General features: G+C 57.4%; 13 protein-coding genes. 2 read left to right on the plus strand and 11 right to left on the minus strand.

Translation table 11 applies throughout. The features are described 5' to 3' along the window. Positions 1 to 18 precede the first annotated feature (18 nt). From lepA to Poly24_RS17200, 6 genes are all read right to left on the minus strand, one after another. On the minus strand, positions 19 to 1830 hold the full coding sequence (gene lepA, locus Poly24_RS17175) for a translation elongation factor 4 (protein WP_145098077.1): 1812 nt from the start codon (positions 1828 to 1830) through the stop codon (positions 19 to 21). A gap of 52 nt (positions 1831 to 1882) precedes the next feature. Further along, entirely contained in the window at positions 1883 to 2926 is a 1044-nt protein-coding gene (locus tag Poly24_RS17180) for an ROK family protein (protein ID WP_145098080.1), read from the minus strand. Positions 2927 to 3221: 295 nt separating this feature from the next. Continuing rightward, a complete protein-coding gene (locus tag Poly24_RS17185) occupies positions 3222 to 4397 on the minus strand; it encodes an HD domain-containing phosphohydrolase (protein ID WP_145098083.1) in 1176 nt (391 codons plus the stop codon). Between the two features lie 4 nt (positions 4398 to 4401). After that, a complete protein-coding gene (locus tag Poly24_RS17190; protein ID WP_145098086.1) occupies positions 4402 to 5616 on the minus strand; it encodes an HDOD domain-containing protein in 1215 nt (404 codons plus the stop codon). 482 nt (positions 5617 to 6098) lie between these two features. After that, positions 6099 to 6803, minus strand: coding sequence for a ribonuclease PH (rph, locus tag Poly24_RS17195; protein WP_145098089.1), 705 nt, complete (start codon positions 6801 to 6803; stop codon positions 6099 to 6101). A 185-nt stretch (positions 6804 to 6988) separates the two neighbouring features. Beyond that, positions 6989 to 8692 (minus strand): NADPH-dependent assimilatory sulfite reductase hemoprotein subunit, encoded by a 1704-nt coding sequence (locus Poly24_RS17200; protein ID WP_145098096.1) that lies wholly within the window; start codon positions 8690 to 8692, stop codon positions 6989 to 6991. Positions 8693 to 8983: 291 nt separating this feature from the next. On the opposite strand from Poly24_RS17200, the gene folD reads away from it, so the two are divergent. Then, positions 8984 to 9868: a bifunctional methylenetetrahydrofolate dehydrogenase/methenyltetrahydrofolate cyclohydrolase FolD gene (folD, locus tag Poly24_RS17205; RefSeq protein ID WP_145098099.1), complete on the plus strand. Its 885-nt coding sequence runs from the start codon at positions 8984 to 8986 to the stop codon at positions 9866 to 9868. Positions 9869 to 9914: 46 nt separating this feature from the next. Then, positions 9915 to 10322, plus strand: coding sequence for a hypothetical protein (locus tag Poly24_RS17210; protein ID WP_145098102.1), 408 nt, complete (start codon positions 9915 to 9917; stop codon positions 10320 to 10322). Position 10323: 1 nt separating this feature from the next. On the opposite strand, the gene Poly24_RS17215 is transcribed toward Poly24_RS17210, so the two are convergent. The 5 genes from Poly24_RS17215 to Poly24_RS17230 form a co-directional block, all read right to left on the minus strand. Beyond that, entirely contained in the window at positions 10324 to 10797 is a 474-nt protein-coding gene (locus tag Poly24_RS17215) for an FKBP-type peptidyl-prolyl cis-trans isomerase (RefSeq protein WP_145098105.1), read from the minus strand. Between the two features lie 99 nt (positions 10798 to 10896). Further along, entirely contained in the window at positions 10897 to 12252 is a 1356-nt protein-coding gene (gene hflX / locus Poly24_RS17220; protein ID WP_145098108.1) for a GTPase HflX, read from the minus strand. Positions 12253 to 12268: 16 nt separating this feature from the next. Then, positions 12269 to 12394, minus strand: coding sequence for a hypothetical protein (locus Poly24_RS27670; RefSeq protein WP_261343094.1), 126 nt, complete (start codon positions 12392 to 12394; stop codon positions 12269 to 12271). A gap of 29 nt (positions 12395 to 12423) precedes the next feature. Beyond that, complete coding sequence (locus Poly24_RS17225) at positions 12424 to 13281, minus strand: sialate O-acetylesterase (protein ID WP_145098111.1); 858 nt, start codon at positions 13279 to 13281, stop codon at positions 12424 to 12426. Between the two features lie 83 nt (positions 13282 to 13364). Then, complete coding sequence (locus Poly24_RS17230; protein WP_145098114.1) at positions 13365 to 13871, minus strand: GNAT family N-acetyltransferase; 507 nt, start codon at positions 13869 to 13871, stop codon at positions 13365 to 13367. Between the last annotated feature and the right edge of the window lie 47 nt (positions 13872 to 13918).

The raw sequence follows: 13918 nt of genomic DNA on the forward strand, positions 1-13918 counted from the left end.
AACACCACGCCACGGTGATCAGTGCTCTTCACCGCTGCTGAGCACACTCATGAAGGCTTTTTGGCTGATCTCGACGCTACCGATCGCCTTCATCCGCTTCTTACCTTCCTTCTGCTTTTGCAGCAGCTTGCGTTTCCGCGTGATATCGCCACCGTAACATTTGGCGGTCACGTTCTTCCGCATCGCCGGAACGGTCTCCCGCGCGATCACGCGACTGCCAACCGCCGCCTGCACGGCGACTTCAAACATATGGCGTTCGATCTCCGATTTCAGCTTCTTCGCCACCGCACGGCCACGACGGTCGGCGTCGCCCCGATCGCAGATGATGCTTAACGCGTCGACGCGGTTCCCGTTGACCAAGATGTCCATTCGGACCAGGTTCGCCGGTTCATAACCGATCAATTCATAATCCAACGTCCCGTACCCGCGGGTCCCGCTTTTGATCTTATCGTGCAGATCGTAGATCACTTCCGCCAACGGGATGTCATAACTGATCATCGACCGCGTGGGACTGAGGTATTCGTTGCCGCGCAAGATCCCGCGACGGTCTTGGCACAGCTTCATCACCGTGCCGATACACTCCGACGGCACGACGATGTTACACCGCACGATCGGTTGCCGGAATTCGGCGATGTCGTTCGGATCGGGTACATCCTGTGGCTTATGGATCTCGCGTTTGTTGCCGCGCGTGTCGACGATCTCATAGGTCACATTCGGCGCGGTTTGCACCAGGTCGATGTCCGACTCGCTCTCCAAACGCTGCTGCACAATTTCCATGTGCAACAAGCCTAGAAATCCGCATCGGAAACCGAAGCCCAACGCGTCGCTAGTCTCCGGTTCGAATTCAAAGCTGGGGTCGTTGATCGCCAACCGCTCCAATGCGTCGCGCAGATCGCTGAATTCTTGGCCATCGCTAGGATACAACCCGCAATAAACCATCCGCTTGGGACGCTGGTAACCAGCCAACGGTTCGGCGGCGTCATTGCCGGGAGTGCTGACGGTGTCGCCGATATGAACGTCCGCCAGCGATTTGATGTTGCAAATCAGGTAGCCGACCTGGCCGGCGGTCAATTCCGTACACGATTTCCGTTGCGGAACGAACTGTCCCAGCTCGACCACTTCATGAACCGACCCGGCCCGCAGGAACTTAATCTTCTGCCCTTTCTTGACCGTTCCGTTCATCATCCGAACGTAGGTGATCGCGCCACGGAAATCGTCGTAATTCGAATCGAAGACCATCGCCTGAAGCGGCGCGTTGGCGTCGCCGGTCGGCGCGGGAACGCGTTCGATGATCGCGGTCATCAGTTCTTCGATGCCAATTCCAGCTTTGGCGCTGCACCGTACGACGTCGTCGGGATCGATCCCCAACGAACTCTCCATCTCTTCGGTCACTTCATCGGCCCGCGCGTGCATCAGATCGATCTTGTTGATCACCGGAATGATCTTCAGATCGTGCTCCATCGCGTTGTACGCATTGGCGACGGTCTGCGCTTCGACGCCCTGGAAGGCATCGACCAGCAGCAGCGCCCCTTCACAACAGCTCAACGATCGCGAGACTTCGTATTGGAAGTCGACGTGGCCGGGAGTATCGATCAAGTTCACCTCGTACGGTGTGCCTTGATGGATATACCGCATCGAAACCGAGCGGGCTTTGATGGTAATTCCGCGCTGGCGTTCCAGGGCGAGATCGTCCAGCAACTGTTCTTTCATTTCGCGACGCGTCACCGTTCCGGTGAATTCCAACAAGCGATCCGCAAGCGTGCTTTTGCCGTGATCGATGTGCGCAATGATACAAAAGTTTCTGATTTCCACGGGTGGCTTATTCTCAATGAATTCCTAGTGCGATCGCCGATCGAAATGACCGCGATACGATACTCCACGGCTACGGCATCCGCTTGCTGTAGACCTTTCGGGCAAATCCGGCGGATCCCAAATACCCGGCATCCCCGCCCAACGAAGCGAACCCGATTTCGGTTCCCTTGGCGACGTGGGCAAACGTGCGGGCGTGGAACTCTTTCCGGATCCCTTCCAAAAATCGCTGACCGACCGGAGACGTTTCCCCGCCAAAATCCATCGCGCCGCCCAGCACGACCAACCCTGGGTCGATGACATGCACGATCGACGTGATTCCAATCCCCAACCAAAACGCGGTTTCGTCGACGATTTCAAGCGCCATCGCGTCCCCTTGCTCCGCTGCCAAGTAGACCGCTTTGGCCGACAGTTCGGAGTTGCTGCCCCCCAATAAACCTGAAAGGCTGCTGGTCCCCCCTGCAGTCAAACGCTCGCGGGTGCGATCGACCACCGCACTGGCACTCGCGTAAGCTTCCAATTGGCCGCGACCGCCTCCCCAAACGCATAACCGAGCCGTTGGTGAAGGGTCGACGATCAGATGCCCGCATTCGCCGCCAAAGCTGTTCGCGCCGTCGATCAATTCGTCGGCAACGACCACGCCGCCGCCAACGCCGGTCCCCAGCGTTAACAACACCATACTATCCTGGCGTTGGCCGGTCCCGACCCAAAATTCGCCGTAGGCCGCTGCATTGGCGTCATTAATAAACGCAACCGGCCGCTGGGTTGCTTGGGCGAAGGCATCGCGTATCGGAAAATTCCACCAATGCGGTAGATTCGGAGGATCCAACAGATAGCCTCGCGGGATGTCCATCGATCCAGGCGTCCCCAGCCCAATCATCGGAACGTCGGCATTGGAGAAGCCCAAGTCCCGCTGAACCTTCGCCAGAACCGCGGCGGTTCGATCGACGGCGGCCTGCGGGCCTTCGGATTCCTGAGTCGGAATATGATCAAAATGCAGCGTTTTCCCCGAATCGTCTACCAAGCCGAACTTGATGTTCGTTCCACCCACATCCACCCCCCAAAACAAAGGCTTGGAGGCTTCTGCAGGTGTCGTGGTAGGAGGCGAACTGGGCATGGCAATCCCTTCCGATTTCAGAACTCAGCGTGTCAGCCTCTGAGTATAGAAAGCCAAGTGAAATCGGACAACGAGGATCGCACCGTCGATAGCATCGCGCCGACGCTCGCCCCAAATGGATAATGCGCTCGCGCCGTCTGCGACCGGGGAACAAAAGCCGTGCGACGCGAGCGCATCGTGAATTACCGTTGCCCAGGATGCAACCGATGGTCGCTTCAGGTTCGACGCGATCGCCGTCGTTGCGGTTCTCAAAGCGACTCGATCGATCGGCCCACCGCCTTCGGTGTCGAACGCGTTAGCAAACCGCTTCGCATTCGGCGTGTTCCGATCCAGGAACCGCTTCGATTTCGAAGCGACCATCGATCTGCCCAAACTCGCAGAACGTTTCCAGGTTGCGGAGGATCGATTCATTGACCTGTTGTCCACTGGCAACCACCAACTTCCCTCCTTCCAAGCGGACATCGGCGGCCAGCACCATCCCTGGCCGCAAGTCGGCCAGCGCGACCGTTCGTCGGGAGCGTTGGCACAGGCCCACGTCAAGCTGCCGGCCGAGCGCTTCGAGAACTTCGGGATCGTACCGTTCTGCCTGCTGTTGCATTTTTTCAAACGCCGCCGGGACATCACTCATCTGTTTGAGCGCGATCTCAAAATTTAACGCTGCCTTAAGAATCCGCGCCCCGATGGGAATGTCCGTTCCACGGACGTCGTCGAAGGGGGAACCGCTGCCATCGAAGCCCTTTTCCTGATAGGAAACAATCGCGGCGACATTTTCCAATCGGGGAATCTCTTGCAACATCGCACGGGCCACCGACGGATGCTGTTCGTACGCCGACCGCTCTTCGTCCGGAACGGGAATCCCTTCGAGCATGCATTCCAAGGCGCGTTCGGAAAGGGAGACACATCCCAACGGGAACAACATCGATGCGATCTTCAGATCCCAGATGTTTTCCAACTGCATTTGGTTTCCGATCGCCAACGCAATCCGTTGGACTTTGCTGACCCGCCCAAAGGCCAACGGATGGACCAACGAGAGGATCGCGCACAACACGGTCACGCTGCCCTGCAATGTGCCTTCCAGCAGTTCGCGTTGCCCGGTCACCAACTGGTATTGCTCCAGACCTTCTCGGATCGCCCGTTCCAACAGTTCCCGTGGACACGGCTTGGAAAGAAATCGTGCGATGTTCCCTTCATTGACCGCTTTGATCGTGGCCTGCAGGTCGGCATATCCTGAGAGCATGATGCGCACCGTATCGGGAGCAACCGTGCGGACGTGCGTCAGCAATTCGGCGCCATTCATCTTGGGCATCCGCATATCCGAAACAACGACGGCAAATGGATTTTCAGAATCCAGCAGATCGATTGCTTCGTGCGGCCCATTGGCCGTTTCGTAATCAAGCACTCCTTCGAATTGGCGTGCGATACTATTCAACACTTTCTGATTATCATCAACAAACAGAACTCTTCGGTTCATCGCATTATTCCTCGTCGGTGACGGCAGTACGCCAAGTATTCAGTCTTCCGGAAAGCCCTAACCTGGAAAGCAGATCTTCGCAGTGTTCGATGTCGCGATCGGACCAAGGATCCGATCGTTCATGTGCGATGCAGTCGGCGGCACATACGACGGCGGCAGCCGAGGGGCGATCCAGCGGGCACTCCGTCGGCCGTTGATGCAACGCCACCGCCTGAACGATCTCCGACGGCAATCCCCACAGCCCCAGCAAATAGGCCCCCAGCTTGTCGTCGCAAATCTCATCGATGCCCACTTCGGTGCGCCAAAAGGAATCGCTTCCCAATGCCGTCGCCCCGACCAACGGACGAGAAACGCGGGAATGACAGACCGAAATCAATCGACCGATGTCGTGAAGCAGGCCCGCCGTATAGGCTTCCCGCTGCAATTGGATCGACCAGCCTTCGGTTTGGGCGATCTTGCAGCCGATGCGAGCCACGCGTTGGGCATGGGCGGCGTGCTGTTCGATGCAAAACCCCGACCCCTCGGGAATTTCCATTGGCGAAAAATGTTCCAACATGGCAACAAGGGCCTGCATCGCGTCGATTCCGATCGCTCGCGCGGCTTGGGTGGCGCTGTATTCGCTGCCGTTGTAGCCGAACATGGCCGAATTAGCCAACTGTAAGGTTTTCGCGGTCAAACCGGGATCACACGCGATAAGGGCTCCCACTTTTTGAATCGAACCATTCCGCGAGTTCACCTCCGCAACCACACGCTCCAACAGTCCCGGCGTCGTCGGTAGCGAAGAGATCTGTCCGACCACCCGATGCGTATCGGCACATCCGAACGCATTGCGAATTGCATCGGTGCGAGCCAAGACGTCGCGAAGCGTTTTCGCGTCGCAAGGCTTCGACAAAAATTGATGCATGGGTAAAGCGGCCCGGTACATCGTGTCGCGATCGGCTTGGCCCGACAGGATGATTCGAGAGGTGCCTGGCGACTGCCGGCTGACATGGTCCAACAAGGTCGCGCCATCCATCCCAGGCATCCGCATATCGGTCACCAAGATGTCGACATCGTTCGCTTGCAGTGCTCCAATCGCTTCGCGACCGTTGCTCGCGGTTCCAAAGTCCCAATCGACGTCGGCACAGTCCAACATGCGACTGATCGCACGTAGGACCTGCGGCTCATCGTCCACAAACATCACACGCATCGTTTGCCCCTCTAACTTGTTCCCGTTCATTTCAAGGTTGTGCCCCAACCGGTGCAGTGGCAGCTAGATTCTGTAGCGCTACGCGACCCGCCATCGCATCCACACATCCGAGCGTCCGCCGAAGCGAGCGACCGCGGTTACCGCACATCGCTCAGATCTCCGATTGAACTCGTGTCATGGACTTCGAATCACCAGCCCCGCCCCAGAATTGCCCATTCCAAAGCTCCAACGGCGACTCGAATCACGCCACACGCAAACATAGTTTGCCGATGCGTACCGTATCTTTGCATTCTGAGAAGTTTTGAGGATTCAGAATCGGCGCCAGACCGCGCCGCAGCGATCGAACGCATTCCGGTATCGATTAAACCGTTTGTGAGGCCCGAACCCGAGAAGGCTGACAAGAAATCGCCGCGTCACCGGGCAGAGAGGGGGAAGCAAAAAGAGACACTTCCCCCGGACGCTATCGCGCCCGCCGGTTCGATCGATGGAAGGCGCGGTTCGTCCCAACCTTGCTATTGTGCCAGCGAATGCTTTTGCAATGCGACCAATTGGTCGATCCCTTGTTTGCCAACGGCCAGCAACTGGGCCAATTGATCGCTGTCAAACGTCGCTTCTTCGCCCGTCCCCTGCAATTCGACGAACCGACCGGCCCCCGTCATCACGATGTTCATGTCGACATCCGCCGCGGAATCCAGGCGATAGTCGAGGTCCAGATAGATTTGATCGTCGATCACTCCCGAACTGATCGCCGCGACATAATCGCGGATCGGTCCTTGCCCGATTTCTGCGTCGGGCAACACCGATCGCACCGCATCGACCAGAGCGACGAAACCGCCGGTGATCGAAGCGGTTCGGGTCCCTCCATCTGCCTGTAAAACATCGCAGTCAATATTCACCGCCAATTCACCCAACGCTTCGTGATCGACGACGGCCCTCAGGCTACGACCGATCAAACGTTGGATCTCCGTCGTCCGACCGTCGACCTTGCCCCCGCGGTCGCGTTGCTTTCGTGACGACGTACTGTGCGGCAACATGTTGTATTCGGCGGTCACCCAACCCTTGCCCGACCCTTCCCGCCACTTCGGCAGCGTCTTCGAGACCGACGCGGTGCAAAGCACCACCGTTTCACCACAACGATACAAAACGCTTCCTGGGGAAGACTTCAGATAATGGCGTTCGATCGAAACTTCGCGGATTTGATTTGCGGGGCGATCCATAGGTCGGGCGGTCCAGAAGCGAGGGCGAAAGAAAGAAACAGAACCGGGCGAATCGCAACGGGTCTCGCCACGATCGGCTACCGACATCGAAACCGATCGATCGGTCGGCGGAATTGAAAAACCCAACGTATCGGCGACGGACACGTTGGGCAATGTAGTTCATCAAAAGGACAACGCGCGCGTTTTTAAGCCGACGCGGTGCACAGCTTCTCGAGTTCTTCTTTACCGACGCGGGCGCAGAAGTCACCAAGCGTCTCACTCTCTTGCCGGTAGTTCTTGTACGCGGTGAAGACGCTGACCAGAGTCGACGTGACCTCTTCGGCAGGGACCAAATCGCGGAAGATGTAGTTGAGCCGGTTGCCCAACAATGCGCCCCCCACGAACACGGTGTATTTCCCTTTCGCTTTTCCGACCAATCCGATGTCCGCGTTGTAAGGACGCGCACACCCGTTGGGGCACCCGGTCATCCGGATCGTGAAGGCATCTTTGTCGAGCCCCAACTTGGCCAACGGAGCTTCCAGTTCATCGATCATTCCGGGCAAAGCGCGTTCGCTTTCGGTGATCGACAACCCACAGGTTGGCAAACCAACACAGGCCATCGACCAGCGGCGAACCGTACTGACCTCTTCGGAAACCGGAATCCCGTGCTTCTTGAGGATCTCGATCAGCTTTGGTTTGTCGTCGGGAGCGATGTCGCAGAGGATCGCACTCTGATGCGAGGTCAATCGAATCTCGGGCTTCAGTTCGCCGCAAATTTCTCGGAAACAAGCCTTCCATTGTCGCTCCGGACCATCGGACAGGCGACCGTTTTCGACATTCAAACCATAGGACCACTTGCCGTCCCCTTGGTCTTGCCATCCCATGTGGTCGTCGAAGCCGTGAACATCGTCTTCGGTGCAATCGTCCAAGGGAGCACCAAACTGCTTTTCGACAGCAGCGCGGAACTTTTCGACACCCCAATCGGCGATCAAGTACTTCAAACGGGCGATCTTGCGATCTTCACGGTTCCCGTGGTCGCGTTGCACGATCACAACCGCTTCGGCAACCTTCAGGACATCTTCCGATTTGACAAATGCCATCCGCTTGCCCAACGCCGGGAACGTCTTGGCGGCCGACGGAGTTGTGCCCATGCCGCCACCAACGGTGAAGTTGTATCCGATCAGCTTGCCATCGCGAACGACCGCGATCAAACCCAGATCTTGGGTGTAGACATCGATGCAGTTGTCTTCGGGCAGGGCGATCCCGATCTTGAACTTCCGCGGCAGGTAGGTCTTGCCGTAAATCGGTTCCACTTCTTCGGGTGCCTTCTCGTCCTGAAGCAACTGCTTCTCACCGGTCTCATCGTCGACCAGCCAGCATTGGCGGTAGGAGATCGTGCGGGGTGCCAAGTGCATCGCCAAGGCAAGCGCCGTCGATTGGATTTCGTCGTGGATGCTATCGCTACGTTTGGCGGGGCAGGACATCACGTTGCGATTGACGTCGCCGCAGGCAGCCAGAGTCGACAGACCACACTCATTGATCCGCGCGATCGTTGTCTTCAGATCGGTTTTTGGGACGCCGTGCAATTGAATCGCCTGACGCGTGGTCAGCTTCATCGTCGAATTGCCGAATTCGTCACAAAGATCCAAGTGGGCCAGGAATTGTTCGGAGGTGAGCACGCCCGACGGGATTCGGGTGCGGATCATGAACGAATAGCTTTTTCCACCGGGCGATTTTCGCGAATCGCGATCGTCCTGCTGGTACGTCCCGTGGAACTTCAACAGCTGCAAATCGCCTTTGCCGAAGTGATCGGTATCCGCCTTCAATTCGTCTGGGATCGTGCCGCGAAGATAACGAGATTCGTCCTTAAAACCTTCGACGGGGCTCAGCTTGGGAGCATCGGTGGACATTGAGCGGAGATCCTTAATAACAGTTCATTGCATGCCAAAAGTGGCAGCGATTTCAGTTTGAGTGCAAAGTGACACTGTGCCACTTAGATCAACTATACCGATTTAGACGTTTTTTGACCACGCCGGTTCAGGGCCCCACCGCTGGTGGAGCAGGATCTCGTTAGTGTAGTAGACGATCGTGCATTGCATCCTTTAAGCTGCCCCTGCGTACCCGCAGCCCCTTGAATTTGCTGCGTGTTGGGTCCCCGCTGCCCTTCCAATCCTTCATCTTTTTCGAGCGAGCAAACTCCTGTGACAGCAAGAATTCTCGATGGCAAAGCGATCGCTGCGGAGATTCGCGGCGAGACGGCTCAACAGACCGCAGACTGGGTCGCTAAGGGGGGGAAACAGCCCTGTCTGGCGGCCGTCTTGGTTGGATCAGACCCCGCTAGCGAGGTGTATGTTCGCAATAAGCAGCGCGCGTGCGAGCGTGCTGGCATCGACAGCCAATTGCATCGCCTGGACGCGTCGACCTCGCAGGCCGAATTAATCGCCGTGGTCGAGCGTTTGAACAACGATCCGCACGTCGATGGGATCCTTGTCCAGTTGCCACTTCCGGCCGGGCTGGACGAACGCGAAATCTTAGACGTTGTCGATCCAATGAAAGATGTCGACGCGTTCAGTCCCGAAAATGTCGGCTTGCTGGTCCAAGGGCGGCCGCGTTTTTTGCCTTGCACGCCTCACGGTGTGGTGCAGCTGCTGAAGCGTTGCCAGATCCCTGTTCCCGGAAAACATGTCGTCGTGATCGGTCGCAGCGATATCGTCGGCAAGCCGATGGCGCTGCTGTTGGCCGCTCGCGATGGAACCTGCGGTCCCGAGGCTGCCAACGCGACCGTCACGATTGCGCATTCGCAAAGCGATGATCTGGAAGGGATCGTGCGCAGCGGCGATATCATCGTCGCCGCCGTCGGCCGGCCCGAAATGGTTCGCGGGTCGTGGCTCAAACCGGGGGCCGTCGTGATCGATGTCGGCATCAACCGCGTCGGTGACCGTTTGGTCGGCGACGTGCACTTTGAAGAAGCGAGCGCCGTTGCCAGCGCCATCACTCCGGTTCCCGGAGGCGTCGGCCCATTGACGATTGCCATGTTGTTGCAAAATACGCTGATGGCCGCAAAACTGAAAACCGGCAAAGCGTAATCCGACGCCAAACGCCTACAACCCAAACGGGAAACCTGGTCGACCGATGTACTTTGAAGATCCGATGCCTTTCGATTGCAAATGTGGCCACCGTGGCCAATACCCAATCCAAGACTTGGTCTCGCTGAATTCGCAGTGCAGCGGTTGTGGGTTTTCCCTGCGTTCGCTCGGCCGGTCGATCCAGCAAACGATGAACGTTTCGCACGCCTGCAGCAAGATCGCCGTGATTGCGGTGGAGTTGGAATTGCAGTGGATGATCGAATTCGATGATCCCGAGTTGGAGCAACTGCGCACGGTGGGTGATTTTACTAACCTGCTGGCCGCAAAATCTACGGAGCTCTCGCCGGTCGAAGCGCTCGACGTGGTCCTCGACAAGCTCGCCGCTCACGAAGCCGATGGCGGCGACGCGATCTCCGTCGATTCACCGCTTCGCGAGCTGTTCCACGTCTGTTAGCTCAGTGGACCTTGATCAATTCGACGATAAAGTGCAGTGTGGAACCGCCGGGAATCGTCGATCCCGCACCCGCCGCGCCATAACCCAGATGCGCTGGAATGGTCAGTTCGATCATTCCCCCTTCGTTGACCAACTGCAATCCTTCGGTCCAACCGGGAACCACTTGATCCAACCGGAACGTTGCCGGTTGGCCCCGCTTATAAGAACTGTCAAAGATCGTTTGATCGTCCAACCAACCGCGGTAGTGAACGGTCACTTCATCGGTCGCGGTGGGCTGAGGGCCGTCGGCCGCGCGAAGGATCCGGTACCGCAATCCGCTTTCCGTCTTCGTGAAGTCGGTCGGCGCATCGGGGTCGCGTGGTCCAGGGCCGCCCCCGGAGGTGCCCGCACACGAGACACACGCTAGGATCGCCAGAAGGCAGGTGATTTGTAGCGGTGCCCGAGAGATCTTCCGTAGGTTCAATTGATAATTCATCAGCATATTGCAAAGGTTCAAAGTGGGTTTCACGCCAACCGACGGACGGCGAATGGGTACTCTGTTTACCAAAAGTCCATCCGCTGCGGCACCCGCGGGTTATTCCGTTTCAATGGTTTCATTCTTGTTCTTGGGGCGAAAGTCGTCTTCGCTAGGCTCCGGCGGCAACGGCCGGCTATCGCCGCTGCGAACCTGTAAGGCCGTGCGACGAATCTCACCCAACGTCTTCCTTGGCATGCGACAGTGAACCGTGATCACCTCATTCGTCATCTCGCGCGACAAGACTTCGCCCTTGGCACTCAAGTAGGCTTGCAGTTTGCCATTGGCCGGATCGATGTCGACATGTAAATCCAAAAATTCACGACTCAGCGCATCCCCAACCGCCAAGGAAAGTTCTTTCAAACCGACCCCCGCTTTCGCACTGCAGGTGAGCGCGTTGGGATACCGGTCCATGAACCGTTCCAACAACTGGCGGGATTCGATCGCATCGATCTTGTTCAACACCAACAAGGTATCTTTTTCCTCGATGCCAATCTCTTCGAGCACCTTATAGACGGCATGGATCTGATCCAACACCGCTGGATTACTCGCATCGGCGACATGTAAAAGCAGCTCCGCCTGGCGTGCCTCTTCCAACGTCGCTTTAAAACTGGCGATCAGGCGGTGAGGGAGATCGCGGATGAACCCGACCGTATCGCTTAACAATACTGGGCCCCAACCGATCAATTGCCACCGGCGGGTACGTGTGTCGAGCGTCGCGAACAACTTGTCCGCCGCTTCGACTCCCGCCCCGGTCAGCGCATTCATCAACGTGCTCTTCCCCGCGTTGGTGTATCCGACCAGCGAGACCGTTGCGTTGTCGCTACGCGCGGCGACCTGCCGCTCACGACGACGTTCGACCTTCTGCAGCGATTCACGCAGCTCATGGATCCGGTTCTCGACCAACCGGCGGTCGACTTCCAACTGCGTTTCACCGGGGCCACGCATGCCGACGCCCATCGATTGACGCGACAGGTGAGTCCACATCCGTTTCAGCCGCGGCAGCGAATATTCCAACTGAGCCAGTTCGACCGACAACCGCGCTTCGTAGGTTTGCGCGTTCGATGCAAAGATGTCCAAGATCAACTCGGTCCGGTCGATCACCTTGGTATGAAGCGCTTGTTCCAAATTACGCGTCTGCCCCGGATACAAATCGTTATCGAAGATCACCACATCGGCTTCGAATTGATCGATCAGGCCTTTCAGTTCATTGACCTTTCCTTTTCCGATAAAAGTCTTTTGGTCGGGCTTATCGCGACGCTGCACCAATCCGCCCACCACTTCGGTTCCCGCCGTCGTCGCCAAGCCCGTCAATTCCGCCAGCGGATCGACTTCGGATTGGTGATCAGGCAACAGCAAACGCACCAGCACACTCCGTTCGCTGGCTAAACTCTCGATTCGTTGCTCGTCTCGCACTTGTTGTTTGTATCCTTCAGGAAATTCGATCGGGCAGCGACATCCGCTCCCCACAGTTCAATTCGATTCGCCGCGCGACCGAGGTTTCGATCACCGCAGCCGCTTCGCTCGATAGCGGCAACCGATCGGCGTGGCAACGCAAACCGGCGCCCACCAACTCTGCCGCCCTCTCTATCGCGTTTGCAACTCGAGATAAGCTTTGTAATAACGATGCCCAAATTCCCGCATCGATGCCGCATCAAAATGCACATTGTCACTCTTTGGCGTCAAGCCATCACTGGGGACAAAGGCGGTATGCGGCACGTTTTCAGGAAGGCTTCGATGCGCCGCATCCACCATCCGCTTCGAATCGCTCCAGGGTCGATCGGCAAATTGTCCCAACTGGCCCACCAAGAACGGAACCTCGGGGGCCCCCACGTCGGCGCGGAACCTCGCGACCAGATCAATCAGTTTTTCCTGATAGCCCGGTGCGGAGGATGTTCCCGAATCCGATTCTCCTTGATGCCACAGAATTCCTTTCAGAGTTCCGGCAGGGAGCGCCAGCTTCGTCCTCGCTTGGCAGTCGTCCCAAGGATGCGTCTTTGTCTGTTTATGGAATCCGCCCGGTTTCCAGACCGTGATCGACGATCCGCCAACGGCGCAAGGGATCAGTCCCACGGTGACACCAGGATGATCGGCGGCGTAGTCGATGGCAAAGGTCTTCCCCAAACCAACGCCTGCAATTCCCGGCTTATCAAAATGCAAAGGGTCTTTGGCCGGCACCCATTGGTTTGCTTTGTTAAACATCAACACCTGTGGGTGCGGCTGCGTGTCCTGGTCGGCAACTTTACCGCGACCGGCCATGTTCGATTGGCCAACCAATAAGAACAGGTGAAATTGTTGCGGATCCTTGGGAACAGCGACTTCCGCCGCGGCAGCCTCGGCGGCCGGTTCATCGGCGACGATCGACCCTGCGGTGACCAACAGCCAACAACATCCCAAGCCGAACGTTAGGAGGGTTTGAGTTCGCAAGCGGATTCCAGCAGACATGGAGGTTTTGTTTGAAAACACGATCGATTCAGTTCCTAGGGTTCAATGAGCGGGCGGGAAAGCGGGAAGCGCGGGGCGGCCGATCATTCGACCTGGGACAGGTCCCGTTCCAAAATCGCGACATCGAGTTGGCGATCCAATTTGTCCCCCACGCCATGCATGATACCAACATCTCGGAACCCAAACCGGTAGTGCAGCTTCAAACTGGCTTGATTGGAAGCTTCCACTTTCGACAGCAACACCCGAAACCCGATCTGCCGCGCTCGGGGGATCAAGGCAGCAAACAGTTCTTTACCGACGCCGCGGCCGCGAAAAGGTTCGGCAATCCATATCGAAACTTCGCTTGTTCGATGGTATCCGCCGACATGCAGCGCCCACGGCGACAGCGACGCCCAACCGAACATCGTCGACGACTCGTCTACGGCCGCCAACACGGGATACCGATCGGCAACGTGCAGTTTCCACCACGCTTGCTGTTGATCGGCCAGCAACGGATCCAATTTAAAGGTGTTCACGCCGGTTAAGATCTCGTGATTCAAGATCTCGAAAATGGCATCCAAATCGGATTCGACCGCATCGCGTACAAGCATACAAACCTAGCAAAAATTGGACCTGCAGCGCCTCGGGGGCCGATCGT

This window comes from Rosistilla carotiformis (assembly GCF_007753095.1).
GTDB classification, from domain to species: Bacteria; Planctomycetota; Planctomycetia; order Pirellulales; family Pirellulaceae; genus Rosistilla; species Rosistilla carotiformis.

Coding starts and splice junctions, on each gene's coding strand:
- Poly24_RS17180 (WP_145098080.1), bottom strand. CDS start 2,926: ATGCCCAGTTCGCCTCCTACCACGACACCTGCAGAAGCCTCCAAGCCT.
- rph (WP_145098089.1), bottom strand. CDS start 6,803: ATGGATCGCCCCGCAAATCAAATCCGCGAAGTTTCGATCGAACGCCAT.
- Poly24_RS17190 (WP_145098086.1), bottom strand. CDS start 5,616: ATGAACGGGAACAAGTTAGAGGGGCAAACGATGCGTGTGATGTTTGTG.
- Poly24_RS17185 (WP_145098083.1), bottom strand. CDS start 4,397: ATGAACCGAAGAGTTCTGTTTGTTGATGATAATCAGAAAGTGTTGAAT.
- Poly24_RS17210 (WP_145098102.1), top strand. CDS start 9,915: ATGTACTTTGAAGATCCGATGCCTTTCGATTGCAAATGTGGCCACCGT.
- Poly24_RS17230 (WP_145098114.1), bottom strand. CDS start 13,871: ATGCTTGTACGCGATGCGGTCGAATCCGATTTGGATGCCATTTTCGAG.
- Poly24_RS17215 (WP_145098105.1), bottom strand. CDS start 10,797: ATGAATTATCAATTGAACCTACGGAAGATCTCTCGGGCACCGCTACAA.
- Poly24_RS17200 (WP_145098096.1), bottom strand. CDS start 8,692: ATGTCCACCGATGCTCCCAAGCTGAGCCCCGTCGAAGGTTTTAAGGAC.
- Poly24_RS17225 (WP_145098111.1), bottom strand. CDS start 13,281: ATGTCTGCTGGAATCCGCTTGCGAACTCAAACCCTCCTAACGTTCGGC.